This is a genomic window from Shewanella donghaensis (assembly GCF_007567505.1).
Classification (GTDB): Bacteria; Pseudomonadota; Gammaproteobacteria; order Enterobacterales; family Shewanellaceae; genus Shewanella; species Shewanella donghaensis.
In genome coordinates this window covers 2,561,454-2,581,608 of sequence record NZ_CP041783.1, presented here as the reverse complement: position 1 = coordinate 2,581,608, position 20,155 = coordinate 2,561,454, and the positions used below count along the sequence as shown (strand labels likewise).

The window sequence follows — 20,155 nt, the reverse complement described above, 5'->3', positions numbered from 1 at the left end:
GAGTGTTATGACAATGAGTTTCTCGGGTTTACGACATTTGTCTTTTTGGGTACTCACTCTCTTTAGTATAGTTTTCTCCTGCCATGGGGAAGAGATACAAGTTACAGATCCCCTTAAACTGCAACAGCAAATTTACCAAGCAAAAGCCTATGACACCTTATTGCTGGGTCCTGAGGTTTTTAAAGGCCAATTTATCATTGATAAGCCTTTGACCATTGTTGGCCAATTGGGCGCTGAAATTGATGCTTTAGGCAGTGGCAGTGCATTGACTATCATCAGTTCAAATGTGGTGGTAAAAGCACTCAAAATTATCAATTGGGGCTCGGATCAATATGAACTTGATGCCGCGATATTGATAAACGATGGCCTGAGTCATGTATTAATTGAGAATAACGAATTATTTGGCCCAAGTTTCGGGGTTCGGGCAGATAATGGCGATGCTTTATCGATCATCAATAATGTGATTACCGGCAGTAGCCAAGGGCACATATTAGATCGTGGTGATGGCATTCACTTGAAACGAGTTGATCATGTCATCATCCAATCCAATCGTATCCAGCATGTGCGGGACGGCATCTACCTTGAATCTGGTAAACATAGTGTGGTGAGTGATAATCATTTTACTGATCAGCAATATGGTCTGCATTACATGTATACCGCACACGATGAAGCTTTTAAAAATCATGCTGAAGATGTGGATGGTGGTTTTGCATTAATGAATTCAAAGCACATTAAATTGCACCACAACAGTGTTGAATCAGCTCAAAAATTTGGCGTGTTATTAAACATGACTAACCACTCAGAAATTTCTGCAAATCAGGTTAATAATATTATTAATGCCAATGCGAAAATGGCCGGTGATGAAGGTCGTGGCATGTTTATTTACGGCGCCCGTGATAACGCTGTTTTTGATAATAATTTCTCCAATAGTGAGATTGGCATTTACATGGCAATGGGTGGTGAAGGTAATAAAATTTACCGAAATCAATTTGTGAATAACCAAGCGCAAGTTAAGTATGTTGGCGACACTCTTGTCGAGTGGAGTCATGATCAGCAAGGGAACTATTGGAGCGGCTTCTTAGGATGGGATGTTAGTGGTAATGGCATTAGCGAGCAGCCGTACCAGCCTAGCGATCAATTAGATCGTTTGTATTGGCTTTATCCTGAAGCGCAATTTTTATTAAAAAGCCCTGTGGCGCAATTACTTCGCTGGACGCAGCAACAATTCAAGGTTATTCCAGACTCTGGAGTGATCGATAGTTTCCCGATGATGAGTCCAGTAACCGTGTCAGGTTCTGGTTTTAGTTCTGGTTTTAGTTCTGGATTATAAAGGTAGAGTGTTAAATGCATGAATCAACCGCAATATCAGTTAATAACTTAGTGAAAAAATACGACGACTTTGTTGCTGTGGATGGTATTTCTCTATCAGTTAAAGCTGGAGAAACATTGGCTTTACTCGGACATAACGGTGCTGGTAAATCGAGTTTGATTAAAATGCTGCTGGGTATTGTCCCTGCCACATCGGGTGAAATTTCGATGATGGGTAATGTGATTATGCAGGAGAAGCAGCGTCGCCAACTCAATTTGGGCTATTTACCAGAAAATATCTCTCTTTATGAAAAATTGACCGGAAAAGAAGTGCTAGAGTATTTTGCCTCTTTAAAAGGCATCGCTAAAAATAAGGTCATTAAAGTACTTGAAGAGTTCGGTTTAGCTGAGGCGCAAAATAAGCCTGTGCGAACCTATTCAAAAGGGATGAAGCAGCGTTTAGGCTTTGCACAGGCCATTTTATCCTCCCCCGATATCTTACTGCTTGATGAGCCCACTGTCGGTCTTGATCCTCAAGCTTCGTTATTCATGTATCAGAAAATTGCACAGCTTAAACAGCAAGGCTGCGCCATTATTGTTTGTACCCATGAGCTCGCAGTGGTTGAAGATAATATTGATCGCGCATTTATTATGGCTAACGGTAAAGAATTGGCGAGTGGCCGCTTAGATGAGTTACGCAAAACCACGGATTTAAAAGTGCATTTTACAGGCGATGAAGTGGAAAGGGCCATTGTTCAAGATGAGTTTTTATCAATATTGGCCACCAATAATCAATTATGGGTTCATCAAGTTGATAAGCCGCGGATTATCAAATATCTCACTGCCCATAGCGGAACTTATAATTTCTCAATTGAAGAACCTAACTTAAGCGATATATATCATCACTTAATGACAGTTCATCAACACAAAGCGGCATAAGGGATAATGATGACTGCTGTGTTAACTATTGCGCTCAAAGAAATTAAAGACAACTTTCGTAATCGATGGTTTTTGTTCATTGGCATAATGCTCACTTGTTTATCGCTGCTTATTACCTTTGCTGGCTCTGCCGTTTCAGGTGAATTGAGGGTGGCTGATTTACCATTGTTAATGGCAAGTTTAAGTTCAATGTGCGTGTATATTCTGCCATTAATAGCCATATTGCTGAGCTATGATAGTTTTATCGGTGAGGAAGAATCTGGCACCTTATTATTACTTTTATCCTATCCCGTTACTCGTTTGCAAATCATATTGGGTAAATTGCTGGGTCATCTTTGGGTGCTTAGTTGCACCATTAGCTTGGCATTTTTATTGACAGCTTTTTTAGTGTTGTTATCAACTTCATTCCCGTTAATTTCTGTTGCCGTGGCCTTTACACATTTAATCCTGAGTAGCATATTACTGACGCTTTGTTTTGTATTATTAGGGTATATCGTAAGTTTGCTGGTGGTTGAAAAAGCCAAAGCAATCGCAGTGTTATTATTTATGTGGGTGTTGATTGTCTTGGTATACGATTTGGTACTACTCGCCTTGATGGTGGCTGATTTACAGGGTATTTCAAATAGCGTTTTTCAGGTGTTAATCATAATCAATCCAAGTGATTTATTTCGGGCAATCATATCAGGAGTGGTCAATGAACAAGTAAGCAGTTCAAAAATGTTCAGCATTACACAATTACCAACGGCTATCTTATATAGCGGGCTACTGCTTTGGCTCGCGGTATTACTGCTAATGAGCCAGCAAATATTTAGCCGTAAACGCCTGTAGATTACATTATGCCTTTTAAGTTGGATTAATTAGTGAGTGAAATATAAGTTGTTGTAATAGTGTGCCTTTTAAATTTTGATACTGAGTTTTTTGTCACATTAATACATGATTAGTAACGCTATAATTCTCGTGATGGGAATTTTCACGTTTAAATTATTCTAGGTGCTCACAGTGTTAAAAATTACTAATTATTTATCACTCGATACTTCAGCTAAACAACTGATCAATCATCTTAATAATGAGAAAATTCCGCTCACCTTTTCTGAAAATGCCGTCCTGACTAAACTGCTCGATTCTGATTCTGATTGTGAAATTTACACCAAAGAAGAACTACTCGAAGCAGGTTGGCCTGAACGTGTCGTTGCGCCTACGTCTTTAACGCAATGCATCAGCACCTTAAGACGTAAGCTAGAACCTTTCCAAGAAATCCATTTAAAAGCGGTAGCAAGGCGCGGCTATCAACTTCATATCAGTAAAGAAAGTCATGTGAAAGTCGTGTCATTAAATGATCGAGATACGATTAGAGCGGCATTTTTTGATGTGAGCTTACTCGTTAAAATGGCAGGTGCATTGGTTTTTTGTGGGATCGTTTTAGCGGTTTGGTACAGCAGTGAATATCACCAAATGCTTAAAGTTACCTCTGAATGGCAAAGCGACAAAGAGATTGAGCTCGATATCGGCGGTATTCATGAAAGTGCCAAAGTTTTTTATAAAAATGACACTGACCAATTGCATGAATCAAAATGGCAACGACATATCGCTCCAGAAACCAACTTACTCAGAGGCTTAAAAGGTTTTACTAGTTTTGCTTTAACGACGGGTCATTCATATTCGTTTGCAACTTGCCCTGGATACTCTCTTGATGACTGTGAAGGCAAAGGGATCATCAACATTACCACTTTAACGCCTGAACCCGCAGGTCTTAATATGGAAAAATTCATCCCGCTCACTCAAAAAATGGAAGACCGTATTCGCTATAATCGGGTACTAATCCCTGAAGGGGATGTGGGTGATATTGTTGAACACCATTATCATGCTGATGTGTACTTTCCTATTGCGGGTGAAAAGCTCATTCGAGGAGATTTTAGTATTTCGCTCGTGTATGAAAGTAAAGATTCGGGTCAGATATACACTACCGCCTGTATTACAGACGAAGACTGTATCACAACGCCGATTAAGCTTAAAACGCGTGGTACCTTTAATCAGTATAAACAATCGATTGGCGATGTTGATGTGGACGTGTTTTATACCAAAATTAATCAAAAAGAATTCATTAAACCTGAGCATGTGACTCCTTCAGCGATGCGTTTTTACCGCGAAGTAAAACGTATGGATATCCAAGAGGAAGAGTTGGTGTTTTTTAGGGTTCACACCACAGAAAATACCGCTGTTTGGATAATGCCGTTTATGGGAGATTTAGTGGCCTGGAGCCGTTACGAGAAAGTGCAGTTTTAAAGCGATACGTTCTCTTATAAATATTAAAAAGCCGACAATGAAGTCGGCTTTTTTGTACTGTTTTTTTCAGGAAATAGTTGTGCTATTACTTGATAAAAGCGAAAGCATCGCCGTACAAGTTTGCTTCGTCAACGCCCATTTCTCGGAATACTTCACGTGCAGCGCCAACCATATCAAAGCGTCCAGCAATATAAATATCGTAGCCAATTAAGCTGACATAATCTTGCTTAATTTGCTCAAGTAGATTGGCTTGTTTGCCATTCCAATCTGCAGGGGCATCTTCAACAACAGGGATGAACTCAAGCCATTCATTGTTTGCATGCCATTGGCGGGCGATATCTTGATAGTACATCGCTTGCTCGTTACGACAACCCCAGTAAAACTGAGTTTTGACTGTCTGACCGCTAGCAATTTGCTGCTCAATAATACTTTTAATGTAAGAAAAGCCTGTGCCGCCAGCAACCATTATACGTGGACGTTGGCTTGCTTCACGTAAAAAGGCAGTACCAGCAGGTGCTTCAATATCAATAAACTCATCAGTTTTTAAACGTTCAACCACTTGCATCGGGTAGCTTTCTGAAACAGCTGCGCCAATGTGGAGTTCGATTAAATCAGCGTTAGGTGCAGATGCGATCGAGAAAGGACGTTTGTCTTTTTCTCCCATAACGATTGATAAGTATTGCCCAGCTTGGAAGTCAAAAGAGACTTCCGGTTTAAGTAAAACCTGGAAAACAGCGTCATTAAACGGGGTTACTTTTTCAACTTTACAGCGAATGGTGTTCATCTAACATCCTTTTAGCCCTTTCTATGAAGGGTTATGTTTTGTATATATGTAGGGTCTAGGTTGTGCTAATGTGATATAGATCACCATTATAGCGTTGGAGCATCATCAATACCTAATTCTTCCCAAATATGATCAATCTTTTCTTTCACTTTAGGATCCATGACGATGGGCGTTCCCCATTCGCGGTCAGTTTCACCAGGCCACTTATTAGTAGCATCTAAGCCCATTTTTGATCCTAGTCCCGCAATCGGTGATGCAAAATCTAGGTAATCAATCGGTGTGTTATCGACTAAAACCGTGTCTCTGGTAGGATCCATTCGAGTGGTAATCGCCCAAATCACATCTTGCCAATCGCGGCAATTGACGTCTTCATCGACGATGATGATAAATTTGGTATACATGAACTGGCGTAAGAAAGACCATGCCCCCATCATTACCCTTTTTGCATGTCCTGCATATTGTTTACGGATTGAAATTACAGCCATGCGGTATGAGCAACCTTCAGGCGGTAAATAAAAATCGATAATTTCAGGATATTGCTTACGTAATATAGGCACAAAGACTTCGTTTAACGCCACGCCTAACATAGCTGGTTCGTCAGGTGGACGACCGGTGTAGGTGCTGTGATAAATCGCATCTTTGCGCTGCGTCATATGCGTTACGGTGAAAACAGGGAATTTATCTGTCTCGTTATAGTAACCAGTATGGTCACCATAAGGGCCTTCCTCTGCCATTTCTTCAGGGTCTATATACCCTTCTAAAATGATTTCACTGGTAGCAGGGACTTCTAAATCACAACTGAGTGCTTTACATACTTCTGTACGTTCACCGCGGAGTAAACCTGCAAAAGCATATTCACTCATCGAATCTGGAACTGGCGTAACCGCACCTAAAATCGTGACCGGATCGGCTCCGAGAGCCACAACCACAGGGTAACGTTCACCAGGGTGTTTTTCTTTGAAGTCTTTAAAGTCTAATGCGCCGCCACGGTGATCAAGCCAGCGCATAATCAGTTTGTTTTTACCTAATAACTGCTGGCGATAAATGCCTAAGTTTTGTCTTTTTTGGCGGGGGCCTTTGGTGATGGTTAATCCCCAAGTGACTAAAGGTGCGACATCGCCAGGCCAGCAGTGTTGTACAGGGAGCTTAGTTAAATCGACTTCATCACCGCTAAAGACCACTTCCTGACAAGGCGGGTTACGCACTGTTTTTGGTGGCATATTTAACGCTTGCTTAAATTTAGGGATTTTTGCAATAGCATCTTTGAAGCCACTTGGCGGCTCAGGCTCTTTTAAGAAGGCCAGCAGTTCACCAACTTCACGTAAAGCAAGTGGGTCGTCTTTACCTAAGGCCATAGCAACACGTTTTGGCGTGCCAAATAAGTTAACTAAAACAGGCATGTCGTTATTTTTCGGATTTTCAAATAATAACGCGGGGCCACCAGAACGTAGAACACGATCGGCAATTTCAGTCATTTCCAGATTGGGATCAACAGCGTAACTAATTCGTTTTAACTCACCGTTAGCTTCGAGGTGATCAATGAAGCTGCGCAAATCCTTAAAACTCATGGCTAATTCACTCGTCTTTAAAAGCTATATGGGACGCACTATATCATTTTTATAAAAGTGGGTTAAGCGATGTTTATTGGCTAACTGTTGATTTTCAGTAACCTTATTCGAGTTGTGGAGAAAGGGTTTTCAGTCGATTCCCTGTCTATTTTCAGTCAGGTTAAGGTTTAATTATCGATATGGCCGCGTATCTATTATCATTTGTATAAAAGTGGGTTAAGCGCTGATTTGAGTTAAACTCAATATATAAGCCATATTAATATTCGCTCTTAGGTAAAAGTGATTAGCCGCTTTGCGATGATATCGGTATTCCATTTAATAAGGAGTGGTCAGATGAAATTGATTACTACAGGATGCAAGCATTCTCCGCAAAATCCCAGGTTACTCTTATTTCTCGGGACTTTTTGCGGGATTTTGATGACAACGTCAGTCGCTTTTTATTCACCTATTGCAAAGGCTGTGATTGATAAGCCACAACTCAGGTATCTGACTTCGGACAGTGATCGTTACAATGACCGATACAATAGTCGATACAATCGCCACTCAGGATCGTCAGTTCGTTGGGGGGTAGGTTATAACAACTATTGGGGGCCTAGTGTCGGTGTCGGCTTTAGTAGTGGCTGGCGTAACCCTTATTACAATCGATGGGGATATGGCTTTAATCGTGGTTGGAGAGCGCCTTATCGTTATGATTACTATGATCGCCATTACCGTAGAAACTACGTTCAACCCACTCAACAAGTAGAAGTGGTTTCTCCGCCTAAGCGAACTACAACCAGTATTCAATATGCTTCAGGGTTAACTCAGCTACCTGAAAATGCTCGCGTTGTGCAGAGAGATGGGCAAACCATTTATCAATGGGAAGGACAAGAGTATGTCTTTGATTGGTCTACTCAACGTTATATGACTTTACCTAATGCTGAGAATTAGCTGTTACTCATCGCCAAAATAAAGAAGCCCTAATAAATCCATTTTATTAGGGCTTCGTTTGCATTGTCTATCGACATACCTATACAGATATTATTATTTTCTTCTGTTACAGGTTCTTAATAAGGCTACTGCAAAAACTGGGGGGAGAGCGCAGTAACTTATTATTTTTCAGTTAATTAAAAGGTCTCAGCATTTCGAGTTAGATAAGCTTAATTGCAAAGACGCTTGCTATATAGCTTAGGTTATTAGGCGCTGGGGAACGATAATTAACCTCTAATTTGCGGACTTATAATTTTGATTAATTTCTCGTGATATCACTCCTTTTTATTCATATAAATTTACGTCCACTTAGCATTTTTTATTGAGCATCCCGTAGCTTCATTGGCTACTGTTTTTTTTCTCTTTTTCAACTTCAATTCAGTGACCATGTAAACATGGGGGAGAGTACTGTCACCATATTGATGTTGAAGATAGATTTCCTTGCTCCAATGCTTTGGGTTATTACATAAGCCCATATGACATCCTTTCAATAGGGCTTTTTTACTCATGCCTTTCAGCATGTCTGCAACGTATTATTATTTTTATTCCCTGTCGCATTTTCTTTGGTGTTATTTGCTAGCCCTTGGGGTGACTGCAAATAACCTTCATGAATAAAATTGACAAACTTGATGATGCTTGGTCTCTTTAATGCTATTCGCATCGAGTGACACTCATTAACTTCCGATGGGGGCGGGTGTTAATCCCATCAAGTTTGCCTGAACTGTTTCATGGTTTATTTGTTCATATTCAATGCTCATGAGTTACGACTTATGGGTTTGCGCTTATAGATAGTAACTGCTGATTTAATTGAGCTATTTTGAGCTGTAAATGAGTTATTTCAGAGACTAAAACGCTTTTTTGTTTCTCTTTTATCGATTTATTCGATGAGAAATTAACATTACTTATGTTTGCTGTGTCTTTTTTCTTTACCCACTGATAAACGGTTTTAGCTGATATATAGTATTGTTTTGCTACGTCAGAGATTAGGCGATTATTCTGTTTTACTTCAGCCACAACTTGTTGTTGAAAATCTGCTGAATAAATTTTTGTTTGTGCTGACATGGTGGCTCCTTATAAGTACTAGTGTTTACCGGTGTTTCGAAGGAAAGTAGACTATTCGACTTCCCACAAGCTACAACCTAAATGCTTATAAAAGTGACATTCATTGTGATAGAGGTTGAAAAAAGTAACTAATAATTTCATCATTTTCTCCTGGTGCAATTCTCATTTATAAGACTTTTTAGTCACCAATTTGGTCAAATTAAGAACTACCTCTTTAGTGATATATTATTTAATGGAATAGTTGTGCCAATTTTGAAATAAATATTTTATTGTTATTTAACAGTACCTTAATGTTTTAACGTATTAGCTCTAAAAATTTATCATGTTCTATATTGGTGCGTTGGTACAACTTTGGTGCGTTATTTATAAAATTGGTAAATAAAAATAACCGCTGTAAACAGGTGATTTTGAAACGAAAAAAAACGGTGTGAATACACCGTTTTCTGAAGGATATTTAAATCTTGGTAGCTACATCAGGAATATGGTCGCCAAGCCTAAAAAGGCAAATAGACCGATAACATCAGTGACAGTGGCTAACACCATACCGCCAGCAAGCGCAGGGTCGATATTGAGCTTTTTCAGCATCAAAGGAATACTGGCTCCAGCAAAACCTGCCACGGTCATATTAATCAGCATTGCACCGCCAATTAAGCCGCCAAGTGCCATATCATCTTTCCATAACCAAACTGCGAGAAACACTAACAATGACCACATTATCCCGTTAAGGAAGCCAATGGCCAGCTCTTTACCTATCAACCAACGGGAATTACTTTGGCCAATATGACCGAGCGCGATACCACGTATCACCAATGCCAGAGTTTGGTTACCTGCCACGCCACCCATACTCGGTACAATGGTCATAAGAATCGCAATGGTAGCAAATTGCTCTAGGGTGCCTTCGAACAGATTACTCACTGATGCTGCAAGGAGTGCTGCAAATAAGTTAATCGTGAGCCATAGAGAGCGTCTGAAAGTACTTTTTAGTACTGGACCAAAGGTATCCTCATCGTCATCCATACCTGCCATTCCCATCATAGAATGTTCGGCGTCTTCACGAATAACATCGACCACATCATCAATGGTAATACGACCTAATAATTTTTGTTCTTGATCTACTACAGGAGCGGAGATCCAATCATGTCGTTCAAATAATTGCGCGACTTCATTATCTGGCATATCTACCGGAATACTTTCTAATTCAGGATCCATGATACTGCGGATCGTAGAGTTAGGATTACAAGTCAGTAAATCTGCTAGGCGAACACCGCCCAATACGTGATCGTTTCGATCAACGACATAAAGTGTATCTGTGGTATCAGGTAAGTTTCCTCGCTGGCGCAGATAGCGTAAAACCACATCAATATTGACGTCGGGTCTTAAGGTGACGGTATCTGTGTTCATGATACTGCCAGCAGTATCATCAGGGTAGGCCAGGGCTTGTTCGACACGGTGACGATCTTGGCTACTCATCGATTGCAGTACTTTTTTGTAAACTGCATCAGGTAAGCTTCTTAAAATATAAGCTAAGTCATCGGTGTCCATTCCTGAGGTTGCTTGGGCTACTTTTTCAGGTGTCATACCGCTGATAAGTGAATCTTTTAACTCTTCCCCCAATTCTTCCAGGATTTCACCTGCTTGTTCATGATCGATTAGCTGCCATAAAACTTGACGTGTTTTTGGGGGGGACGATTCAAGAATCAGTGCTACATCAGAAGCCGCCATATCATGAAGCATATTTCTGACATGGACGAACATACCGCTGCCTAATGCTTGGGTCAGCTTATTAAGACGCTGTTCGGTAAGCTCGCTGTCGATGACTTCGATACCCATTGGCCACTCCTAAAAAAGACGATGGTTAATGTTAACTTAACTCTGTGGAAAGGATGAAGAAGTTTCTAATGCTTGAGAATTTGATGTGTAAATAATGTACGTTTATAGGATGTTGTTGACTGCTGAACTTGAGTATAGCTAACAAATGCAGATAAATATTAGGATTAAAGCTTAAGTGGTTGTGCTAACAATAAGAATGGGGAGTACGAATTAATTTTCTTCGTCAAACTTGTCATTAATCAGTTTGCAGACCGCCTCAAGTGCCTTTTCAGCATCCACACCCTCAGATTGAACTGTAATCACTTTGCCAATGCCACTTTCTAGCATCAATAAACCTAAAACACTGGCTGCACTGGCGTGCTTTTCGCCTTGGATTAGGGTGATGTTTGCTTCAAATTCAGTGGCTAGAATGGCCAACTTAGTTGCCGCTCTGGCGTGTAAGCCAAGCTTATTGCTGATGGTGATTTGTTTTGAAAGCGAGATCGATGGCTTTGAAGATGAGCTCTCTGTCCCAGGTCCAGTGCCCGTTTGAGTATTTTTCTTGGTACTATTATTTAGCATCTAATTCTCTATGGCGAGCGCTCACTTGATGTTTAGAATTGCCAAACCGTTTTGCTAATTGATCAGCGATATAAACTGAGCGGTGTTGCCCGCCGGTACAGCCGATTGCAATGGTTAGATAGCTGCGATTATTACGTTCTAAATGCGGCATCCAGGTTTCAAATAAGTTCTCTATTTGCCAGATAAACTTATTTACCAGGGTTTGCCTGCCTAGAAATTCTTGTACCGGTTCATCAAGACCTGTTAGCGGTCTTAAATCTGTTTCCCAATGTGGGTTAGGTAAAAAGCGCACATCAAACATAAAGTCTGCTTCAGTTGGCATACCATGTTTGAATCCGAACGATTCAAAATGTATCACTAATTCTTTATCAACACTGCCTAATAAAATCTGTCTAACATGATCACTTAAGTCATAAATATTCGTTTGCGAGGTGTCGATATAGTGATCGACTAATTTAGCAATTGGCTCAAGTAATCGACCTTCAAGCTTAATGGCTTCTTGCAAAGAAATTTGATTTTTCGAGAGTGGGTGTAATCTGCGAGTTTCACTATAACGTTTAAGTAAAACTTGATCGTTAGCATTTAAAAAGAAACTGGTTATCGTTGTATCATCGGATAGCAGTGCTATTTGCTCTTGCAGTACTTTTCCTTGCTCTTCGATATTACGAACATCGACGCTGATAGCGACTAGCTCATTACTATCTTTGAGCTGTTCAAGTAGACTACCTATTAACGGTAGTGGCAGGTTATCAACACAATAATAACCTAGGTCTTCAAGCACTCTCAGTGCAACTGATTTCCCCGAACCTGAACGTCCCGATACAATGACAAGTTTCATGCAGTAATAACCTGATAAAGTTCTGTAGCGTCATGACTCTTTCGAAGTCGTTTAAGTATCAATTTATCACTGAGTTTCTCGGCCATGGTAGATAAAGTGCTTAAATGTTGCTGGCACTGATCTGCGGGCACAAGAAGCGCAAATAAAATATCAACGGGTTGCTTGTCAATGGCATCAAAGGCAATGGCTTCTTCGCATTTAATTAAGATAGCAATGGGCTCATCGATATCATCTAATCGACCGTGAGGAATTGCTATGCCATTTCCTATTCCTGTACTGCCCATTTTTTCACGCGCTATTAGACTTTCAAAAATAGCCTGTGAAGATAGGGTCGGGTACTGGGCAGCCATTAAATTGCTGATTAATTCCAGTACCTTTTTCTTACTGCCCGGCGTGGCGCAGGTTGTGCACGCCGGCTGCAGGATGGTGCGAAGTTCCATCGTTAGTGTTTAGTTAGCTTCTCTTTATGTTTAATTACCTGACGGTCTAACTTATCTATCAGGGCGTCTATTGCCACATACATATCAGCATTTCGCGATACAGCAAATACTTCACCGCCTTTAAGGTGCAGTTTAGCTTCGGCAATTTGTTGCAACTTTTGTACATCGAGCACAACGTGAACATTATTGATCTGTTCGAAGTGTCGTTCAAGCTTTGAAAATTTTGTTTGCACATATTCGCGTAAAGATTGGGTTATTTCGATATGGTTCCCAGTCAGGTTAATTTGCATATATCATCCTCCGATTACAATCGTTATAAACTTTTGCGTTGGTTTGACGGAGGGATGAGCATTGCTTCACGATATTTGGCGATCGTACGCCGAGCAACGTTAATCCCTTGTTCAGCCAATAGTGTCGCCATTTTACTATCACTAAGTGGCTTTTTCTGATTCTCTGCAGCAACAAGCTTTTTAATAAATGCACGAATTGCTGTAGAAGAACATTCTCCACCATCATCTGTACTGACATGGCTAGAGAAGAAATATTTTAGTTCAAAAAGTCCCCGAGGGGTGTGCATATATTTCTGGGTGGTAACTCGGGAAATTGTCGACTCATGCATTTCAACGGCTTCGGCAATATCATTAAGCACCATTGGCTTCATTGCTTCTTCCCCGAATTCAAAAAATCCTTGTTGAAATTGCACGATACAATTAGCAACTTTTAATAAGGTTTCATTGCGGCTATCAATACTTTTAATAAACCATTTTGCTTCTTGTAAGTGTCCGCGAATAAATTGACTGTCAGCTTGATTAGAAGAACCTTTCGCCATAGCGGCATATTGCTGATTAACACCAATCTTAGGCATATTATCAGGATTGAGTTCTACTACCCAACGGCCACTCTTTTTTAAAACCGTGACATCAGGAATGACGTACTCGTCTTTAACTGAGGTGATTTGTAAGCCAGGGCGTGGATTTAAGGTTTGAATAAACTCAATCGCTTCACGTAAATCATCTTCTTTAAGCTTGGTTTTACGCATTAACAATCTGAAATCACGACCTGCAATTAAATCCAAATAATCTTTGATAAGTAATTTTACATTGTCTAAACAAGGTATTTCGTCAGGATACTGACCTAGCTGAATCATTAAGCATTCGCTTAAATCTCTGGCTGCCACTCCTACCGGATCAAAATGCTGTACGCGTTTGAGAACAGCTTCAACTTCATCGAGCTCAATTTCTTCGTTGCCTAACGATAATAAAATGTCGTCGGTGCTTTGTGTTAGGTAACCGCGATCGTCAATACCTTCGATAATAGCGGTGGCAATGACTAAGTCATTTTCTGAGAATGGGGTGAGATTTTTCTGCCATTCTAAGTGTTCATATAATCCTTCACTGGTTTCACCTTGAAAAGGCATGTCATCACCAGCTGAAACTGCGCCAGAACCGGATCCCGAACCCGGTGAAGCAGAATAGACTTCATCCCAAGTGGTATCCATTGGTAATTCATCTGGCATCGATTCTTTGGTGAGTGATTCAGTGGTATCGACGGTAGAGGTATCTTTTTCAACGGTAACTTGGCTATTGTCACTAAAGTCGGTATCAGTTTGTTGGTCATTTTCTTTAACCGGCTCTTTAGCTTTTACAAACTCATCTTCGAGCTCCAATAGTGGGTTAGAATCAAGTGCTTGCTGAATTTCTTGCTGTAGCTCCAATGACGAAAGCTGCAATAAGCGAATCGCCTGTTGCAGCTGTGGGGTCATGGTTAAATGCTGACCCATTTTGAGTTGGAGTGAGGCTTTCATGTACCGCTTATCCCTAATTGAATATCATCATCGCGGCTAGATTGGTGGACTCTATATTGTGTTGCTAGAAATAGAATCTAAAAAGAAACCATGTTGGCCGCGAATGCCATACTAAAAACTGATTAGTGCTAACTATAGCTTGAATTGTTCACCTAAGTATACTGACCTAACTTGCTGATTGTCTAAGATCTCAGCAGGTGTTCCTTCAGCAATCAAATTTCCATGACTTACAATGTAAGCTCGCTCACATACATCGAGCGTTTCACGTACATTGTGGTCAGTAATTAGCACACCTAAGCCTCGACTTTTTAGTTGTTGAATTATTTTCTTGATGTCTATCACAGAGATAGGATCTACACCTGCAAAAGGCTCATCCAATAAAATAAATTTAGGATTAGCGGCTAATGCCCGAGCTATTTCAACACGGCGGCGTTCACCACCAGATAAAGCCATACCTTGGCTATCACGAATATGAGTGATGTTGAACTCTTCTAGTAAGTGTTCAAGTTGCTCAATACGTTCATCTGCAGAAAGGTTTTTACGTGTCTGTAATACCGCCATAATATTATCGTGAACGGTGAGTTTACGAAAAATGCTGGCTTCTTGCGGTAAATACCCAATGCCTTTTCGAGCACGTAAATGCATTGGATCGGCGGTCAAATCGTCATCATCAATAAGAATACGACCTTTATCACTTTTAACAAGGCCAACAACCATATAAAACGTAGTGGTTTTACCTGCACCATTAGGGCCAAGTAATCCGACTATTTGACCTGTCTTTACGGTTAGGCTGACGTCTTTTACGACTTGACGACTTTTATAACTCTTGGCGAGGTTTTCAGCTGTTAACGTTATCTGTGTCATCAGTTATTTTGCTCAGCAGTAGGGACAATTGATGGTGTCGTTGTCTCAATTTCGGTTGATTCGATGACTGATTCAGCAGTATTAGTTATGTCTGCTGTGACCTGGTTATTTTCTTCGCTTACGGTTGGCGAACCTTGTTCAACCGCTTTTTCGACATTTTCTTCGACAGCGCCATCTAGCGCTTCTATAGCATCATCTTCTAAACCGTTTGTTGATTCTGGTAAAGGCTGCGCTTCTGGTAAAGAAGGTTCAGCTTTTTCTTCGTCTATGAGTTCAGGATGGTTTTCTGGCTGAAAAATAGTGATAACCCGATCTTTACCGTCGCCTAAGCTTTCTGCAATAAGTTGTTGTTTATCAATATTATAGCTTATTAAGTTGCCCGTCACCTGGCTACCTGCTTGATCCAGTTTGGCATTACCTTTTAAGGTTAGGATACTGGTTGCTAGTTCATATTTAATCTCATTTGCACTGGCTGTACCAATACGACCGTCATCCAACTCCTGTGAGAAGGTGGCTGGATTACCAGTCGCTACCATGGTCTTTCTTGTGCCACTTTCTGTACCAAATGCACGTAATTCGTCTGCATTGATATTAATCGTGCCTTGAGTGACATTGACGGGTCCAAAAAATATCACCTGATTGTTTTTAATGTCAGCTTTTTGGCTGTTAGCAGCAACTTTTAGCTCTTGTTGCAAATCGCCTTCTTTAGCGTAGGCGCTAGAAATACTCACTAAGCTTAGCAGTGAGATGATAAAAATTTTACTTTGCTTCATATGTTCCTTCGACTTGACTTAATAACTCAAGTTCTTGAGCATTTAAATCAGCATAAAGGCCAAGGCCTTGTATATTGAAATCTTGTCCAGTGACAACAATCTGTCTATCTGAGGTCATGATCATCGTATTTAAATCGAGTGATAACATGGTCGTTGTCAAAGATTGTACTGGTTCATCGATGTTTATTGCATCAATAATAACATTATTTTCTAATACTACTTTGCCTGTTTCTTTATTTAGCTTGCCAACGTCTGCAGTTAATTGCCATTCAGCTTTACCGTCATCAGGGTAGATGAGATAAACAGGTTCAGTAAATAAGGTTACATTTGTTTGTTGAAAGTGTTCCATATGTTTAGCTGATACGCGACTTTGCACTACACCTTGTTCGTTAAATTCTGTGCTACGCAAATCATTGGCAATAAAGTCGGGTCGAACAGGGCCTGGCAATGTATTTGCTTCCTTTTCACTTCGCTTTACCTGCACTTGCCAGTAAAGAACCAGAGCGGCACCGAAAAAACCAATTATCGCGAGGGTGACTCGACTCATATACTCATTCCGTGGGCATTTTCAAACTTGTCCTGGCTCAACAACAGCAAATCGGTAAGTTCTCTTAAAGCACCATTGCCGCCATTTATCGTAGTGGTCATGTGACAATGTTGCTTAACATATGGGTGACCATCAGCGACACATACAGCCAAGCCAACTTCTTTCATCACTGGTAAATCAACAATGTCATCACCTATGTAGGCAACTTCATCAGCATTGACGTTATAGGTTTCTAACAAGGTTTTGTATGGTACCAGTTTGTCATCAACACCCTGAAAAATATGAGTGACACCTAACGCGGTCATTCGGTTTTCAACAATGGCTGATTTACGGCCTGTGATCACCGCAACGTGAATGCCACTGGTCAAGATTGAACGAACGCCGTAACCATCACGGGTATGGAATGCTTTTAACTCTTCACCAGCATTACTGAGGTAAATACGTCCATCAGAGAACACGCCGTCGACATCGCAAATAAGCAACTTGATTTTCTTGGCTTTTTGCCAGACATCATCAGTAACGGGGCCGTAAAAACCTTGATGTAATGTTTCATGTAATGACATTTATATGACTCCAGCTTTAACCATATCTAGCATGTTAAGTGCACCAACCGGGTGGTTATTTTCATCAACGACAATTAAACCATTAATGCTTTTTTCTTCCATGACCTGTAGCGCTTGCGCCGCTAATATACCTGCATTAATCGTAATGCAGTTGGTTGTCATGACATCGGCAATTGCGGTGGTTCGAAGATTAATTTCAGCATCGATGACTCGGCGTAAATCGCCATCAGTAAAAATGCCTACGAGTTTGCTATCTGCATCAATAACAGCAGTCATACCCAGACCTTTATTTGAAATTTCATAAAGAGTCTCAGTGATACAAAGATCGCTTTTTACTTGAGGTATGTCATCACCTTTGTGCATGACATCGCCGACTTTTAGTAATAGTTTTCGGCCTAGCGAACCACCAGGATGCGACAGCGCAAAATCATCTCGAGTAAACCCTTTTGCTTGCAAAAGAGCCACTGCGAGCGCATCGCCCATGACTAACGTTGCTGTAGTGCTTGATGTCGGCGCGAGTCCTAGCGGGCAAGCTTCTTCTGGCACTTCAATACATAAATGTAGTTTAGAAAGCTTAGCCATGTTTGAGTCAGGTTTACCGGTAATCGCGATTACCGGCACGCCCATGCGTTGTATCACAGGCATTAAAGTGAGTATTTCGCTTGATTCACCAGAGTTAGAAATCGCTAAAATGATATCGTTTTTAGCTAATGCCCCTAAGTCACCATGGCTTGCTTCTCCTGGGTGAACAAAGAATGCAGGTGTACCTGTGCTGGCTAATGTGGCAGATATCTTGTTGCCAATATGGCCCGATTTCCCCATACCCATGACGATGACTTTGCCTTTACATTGCAATATGAGTTCGCATGCTTGGCCAAATGCGTCTGAGTCTACGTATTGATATAGGTTATCTAATGCCGCTTTTTCAATATCAATGACCTGACGGCCCCATTGACGCAATTGTGTTTGATCTATCATATGCTTCTCTCTAGTGACCCAAACGAGCGGTGCTCTTGTTCGGGTGAGTCAACACACCTTTATGCCCCGTTATTGTGATTGAAATACGACAACTTGGTACGCAATAAAGACGATTAATAAAAGGGCTCCGTGCCATCGAGTTAGCTGCTTTTTAGCGCCACTCGATAATACGAGTACTGCTAATGCGGTGCTGGTTGCAAGTACCATATAAAAGTCACGACCACTTGCTTCGGCTGCTATTTCACCAGGAGCCATAAGTGCTGGAATGGCCAGCACAGCGAGTATATTAAAAATGTTTGAGCCGACAATGTTGCCAATAGCCAGGTCATCTTCTTTTTTTAGAACACCTGCGATACATGCTGCTAGTTCTGGCAAACTGGTTCCGACTGCAATAATGGTCAAGCCGATGACTAAATCTGACAAACCATAAATTTTTGCGATGCCTACAGCACCCGTTACCATCCAATCAGCCGCTAATGGTAACAACACCATGCCAACAATGATCCAGATAATAGCATGTAATGTGGGTACATTTTTAGGGATCTCGGCATCAGATTCGTCAGATAATGTGTCGTTTTGCTTGTTTCTCATGGCATTCCAGATGAAATAGCCCATTAAAGAGAAAAATGCGATTAATAAAATGACGCCTTCAACCCGGGTAAGCATACCGTCGTGGATCAAATAGCCAGCTAATACTGTTGCGGCTAACATGATTGGAATTTCACGTTTTAGGGTAATTGAGCTTACTGTTATCGCACCAAGCAATGCAGTTATACCTAATACCAAAGTAATATTAGCAACATTTGAGCCTAATACATTGCCAACAGCGGTATCATTCATCCCTTCCATTGATGCTGTAGCAGCAACAAACATTTCAGGTGCTGAACTTCCCATAGCGACAATGGTTAAGCCGATTAACATCGGCTGAATACCTAGGTTTCTGGCAAATGCTGCAGCGCCGTACACAAAGCGATCCGCGCTCCATACTAATACGCTTAAGCCTACGATTAGCATCATGATATTAAAAAGCATGTTGTTCCAATTTTTTGAGTAATAGAAATATCTTTGTTTAATTTTAACAAAAACATGTACTGATGAAATATTTGTTGTGGATTGTAACTCATGGTGATTGATTTGTTGTAGGTTCTTGGATGATTTTGTACAATTCAGTTCTACATATCGTTTGCCAGGAAGGCTATCATTTCTTCTATAGATACGTCTGATTCTAGTTTGTTGAAAGCCGTCCCATCACTTGTTGAAGTTCGAAATATGGGATTTAGTTGGGGCTCTCGTGTCATTTTTGATGATATTTGCCTCAACATTCCGGCTGGAAAAGTTACCGCAATTATGGGCCCAAGCGGCATCGGCAAAACCACATTACTAAAACTTATTGCAGGGCAACTGACTCCAGGTCGTGGCACAGTCTTATTTGATGGCCAAAATATCCATCAACTAAAACGTACTCAATTATTTGAACTGCGAAAACGCATGAGTATGTTGTTTCAAAGTGGAGCGCTTTTTACCGACATTAACGTATTTGATAACGTGGCGTTTGCATTACGAGAGCATTCAGGTCTTTCTGAAAGCATCATTCGAAAAATCGTATTGATGAAGTTGCAAGCCGTTGGTTTACGCGGTGCAGCAATGATGATGCCAAATGAATTGTCTGGTGGCATGCAGCGCCGTGCAGCACTGGCTCGTGCCATTGCACTAGAGCCTGAAATGATTTTGTATGACGAACCTTTCGCAGGGCAAGACCCAATATCTATGGCTATGCTGGTTAAGTTAATCGGTGAGTTATCTGAAACCCTTAAACTGACCTCCGTGGTGGTATCTCATGATGTTGATGCAGTATTAAGTATCGCAGATTATGTCTATGTTATTTCAGAGAAAAAAGTCATCGCATCAGGTACACCTGAGCAATTACGGGCATCGTCAGATCCTCAAATAGAACAGTTTATCCTCGGTGCACCTGATGGGCCGGTTCCGTTTCATTTCCCTGCTGATGACTATAAAAAGGAGATGCTAAATGGGTCTGATTAAT

At 40.9% G+C, this 20,155-nt stretch carries 20 protein-coding genes and 1 pseudogene; 6 read left to right on the top strand and 15 right to left on the bottom strand.

The annotated features are described in order from the left end of the window. The first annotated feature begins 7 nt into the window (after positions 1–7). From nosD to FPK91_RS11070, 4 genes are all read left to right on the top strand, one after another. The gene (gene nosD / locus FPK91_RS11085; RefSeq protein ID WP_227006546.1) at positions 8–1,330 is read left to right on the top strand and encodes a nitrous oxide reductase family maturation protein NosD; all 1,323 of its coding nucleotides are present in this window, start codon (positions 8–10) and stop codon (positions 1,328–1,330) included. 14 nt (positions 1,331–1,344) lie between these two features. Further along, positions 1,345–2,247, top strand: a complete 903-nt coding sequence (locus FPK91_RS11080) for an ABC transporter ATP-binding protein (protein ID WP_144211314.1) — start codon at positions 1,345–1,347, stop codon at positions 2,245–2,247. Positions 2,248–2,253: 6 nt separating this feature from the next. Then, positions 2,254–3,075: an ABC transporter permease gene (locus tag FPK91_RS11075; protein ID WP_144211313.1), complete on the top strand. Its 822-nt coding sequence runs from the start codon at positions 2,254–2,256 to the stop codon at positions 3,073–3,075. 171 nt (positions 3,076–3,246) lie between these two features. Next, positions 3,247–4,530 (top strand): winged helix-turn-helix domain-containing protein, encoded by a 1,284-nt coding sequence (locus tag FPK91_RS11070; RefSeq protein ID WP_144211312.1) that lies wholly within the window; start codon positions 3,247–3,249, stop codon positions 4,528–4,530. Between the two features lie 85 nt (positions 4,531–4,615). Here the strand turns inward: FPK91_RS11070 and fre are convergent, their stop codons facing one another. Both fre and ubiD read right to left on the bottom strand, forming a co-directional pair. Continuing rightward, positions 4,616–5,314: an NAD(P)H-flavin reductase gene (fre, locus tag FPK91_RS11065; protein ID WP_144211311.1), complete on the bottom strand. Its 699-nt coding sequence runs from the start codon at positions 5,312–5,314 to the stop codon at positions 4,616–4,618. Between the two features lie 86 nt (positions 5,315–5,400). Beyond that, positions 5,401–6,882, bottom strand: coding sequence for a 4-hydroxy-3-polyprenylbenzoate decarboxylase (ubiD, locus tag FPK91_RS11060; RefSeq protein ID WP_144211310.1), 1,482 nt, complete (start codon positions 6,880–6,882; stop codon positions 5,401–5,403). A 417-nt stretch (positions 6,883–7,299) separates the two neighbouring features. Here ubiD and FPK91_RS11055 point away from each other — a divergent pair, with 417 nt between their 5' ends. Then, positions 7,300–7,812 (top strand): hypothetical protein, encoded by a 513-nt coding sequence (locus FPK91_RS11055; RefSeq protein ID WP_227006545.1) that lies wholly within the window; start codon positions 7,300–7,302, stop codon positions 7,810–7,812. 807 nt (positions 7,813–8,619) lie between these two features. Here FPK91_RS11055 and FPK91_RS11050 read toward each other — a convergent pair. From FPK91_RS11050 to FPK91_RS10990, 13 genes and pseudogenes are all read right to left on the bottom strand, one after another. Beyond that, positions 8,620–8,913 carry a transposase gene (locus FPK91_RS11050; RefSeq protein ID WP_144211309.1) on the bottom strand — a complete coding sequence of 98 codons (294 nt, stop codon included), beginning with the start codon at positions 8,911–8,913 and terminating at the stop codon, positions 8,620–8,622. A 468-nt stretch (positions 8,914–9,381) separates the two neighbouring features. Continuing rightward, positions 9,382–10,743, bottom strand: coding sequence for a magnesium transporter (mgtE, locus tag FPK91_RS11045; RefSeq protein WP_144211308.1), 1,362 nt, complete (start codon positions 10,741–10,743; stop codon positions 9,382–9,384). Positions 10,744–10,953: 210 nt separating this feature from the next. After that, positions 10,954–11,226 (bottom strand): HPr family phosphocarrier protein, encoded by a 273-nt coding sequence (locus FPK91_RS11040; RefSeq protein WP_227006764.1) that lies wholly within the window; start codon positions 11,224–11,226, stop codon positions 10,954–10,956. 67 nt (positions 11,227–11,293) lie between these two features. Then, complete coding sequence (rapZ, locus tag FPK91_RS11035) at positions 11,294–12,142, bottom strand: RNase adapter RapZ (protein WP_144211306.1); 849 nt, start codon at positions 12,140–12,142, stop codon at positions 11,294–11,296. Next, the gene (gene ptsN, locus FPK91_RS11030; protein ID WP_144211305.1) at positions 12,139–12,582 is read right to left on the bottom strand and encodes a PTS IIA-like nitrogen regulatory protein PtsN; all 444 of its coding nucleotides are present in this window, start codon (positions 12,580–12,582) and stop codon (positions 12,139–12,141) included. The genes rapZ and ptsN overlap by 4 nt, the downstream gene beginning before the upstream one ends. A gap of 2 nt (positions 12,583–12,584) precedes the next feature. Beyond that, entirely contained in the window at positions 12,585–12,872 is a 288-nt protein-coding gene (gene hpf, locus FPK91_RS11025; protein ID WP_076539186.1) for a ribosome hibernation promoting factor, read from the bottom strand. A 23-nt stretch (positions 12,873–12,895) separates the two neighbouring features. Beyond that, positions 12,896–14,386 (bottom strand): RNA polymerase factor sigma-54, encoded by a 1,491-nt coding sequence (locus FPK91_RS11020; RefSeq protein WP_144211304.1) that lies wholly within the window; start codon positions 14,384–14,386, stop codon positions 12,896–12,898. Between the two features lie 132 nt (positions 14,387–14,518). Then, positions 14,519–15,250, bottom strand: coding sequence for an LPS export ABC transporter ATP-binding protein (gene lptB / locus FPK91_RS11015; RefSeq protein ID WP_144211303.1), 732 nt, complete (start codon positions 15,248–15,250; stop codon positions 14,519–14,521). A gap of 233 nt (positions 15,251–15,483) precedes the next feature. Beyond that, a pseudogene (gene lptA, locus FPK91_RS21090) lies at positions 15,484–16,023 on the bottom strand (lipopolysaccharide transport periplasmic protein LptA); the annotation flags it as partial. Then, entirely contained in the window at positions 16,010–16,570 is a 561-nt protein-coding gene (gene lptC, locus FPK91_RS11005) for an LPS export ABC transporter periplasmic protein LptC (RefSeq protein WP_144211301.1), read from the bottom strand. The pseudogene lptA and the gene lptC, both read right to left, overlap by 14 nt. Further along, a complete protein-coding gene (gene kdsC / locus FPK91_RS11000; protein WP_144211300.1) occupies positions 16,567–17,133 on the bottom strand; it encodes a 3-deoxy-manno-octulosonate-8-phosphatase KdsC in 567 nt (188 codons plus the stop codon). Before kdsC ends, lptC begins: the two co-directional genes overlap by 4 nt. Next, the gene (locus FPK91_RS10995; protein ID WP_144211299.1) at positions 17,134–18,111 is read right to left on the bottom strand and encodes a KpsF/GutQ family sugar-phosphate isomerase; all 978 of its coding nucleotides are present in this window, start codon (positions 18,109–18,111) and stop codon (positions 17,134–17,136) included. Between the two features lie 69 nt (positions 18,112–18,180). Further along, complete coding sequence (locus FPK91_RS10990) at positions 18,181–19,143, bottom strand: calcium/sodium antiporter (protein WP_144211298.1); 963 nt, start codon at positions 19,141–19,143, stop codon at positions 18,181–18,183. A gap of 237 nt (positions 19,144–19,380) precedes the next feature. Between FPK91_RS10990 and FPK91_RS10985 the strand changes: the two genes are divergently transcribed. After that, entirely contained in the window at positions 19,381–20,154 is a 774-nt protein-coding gene (locus FPK91_RS10985) for an ATP-binding cassette domain-containing protein (protein WP_144214337.1), read from the top strand. Position 20,155: the final 1 nt, after the last annotated feature.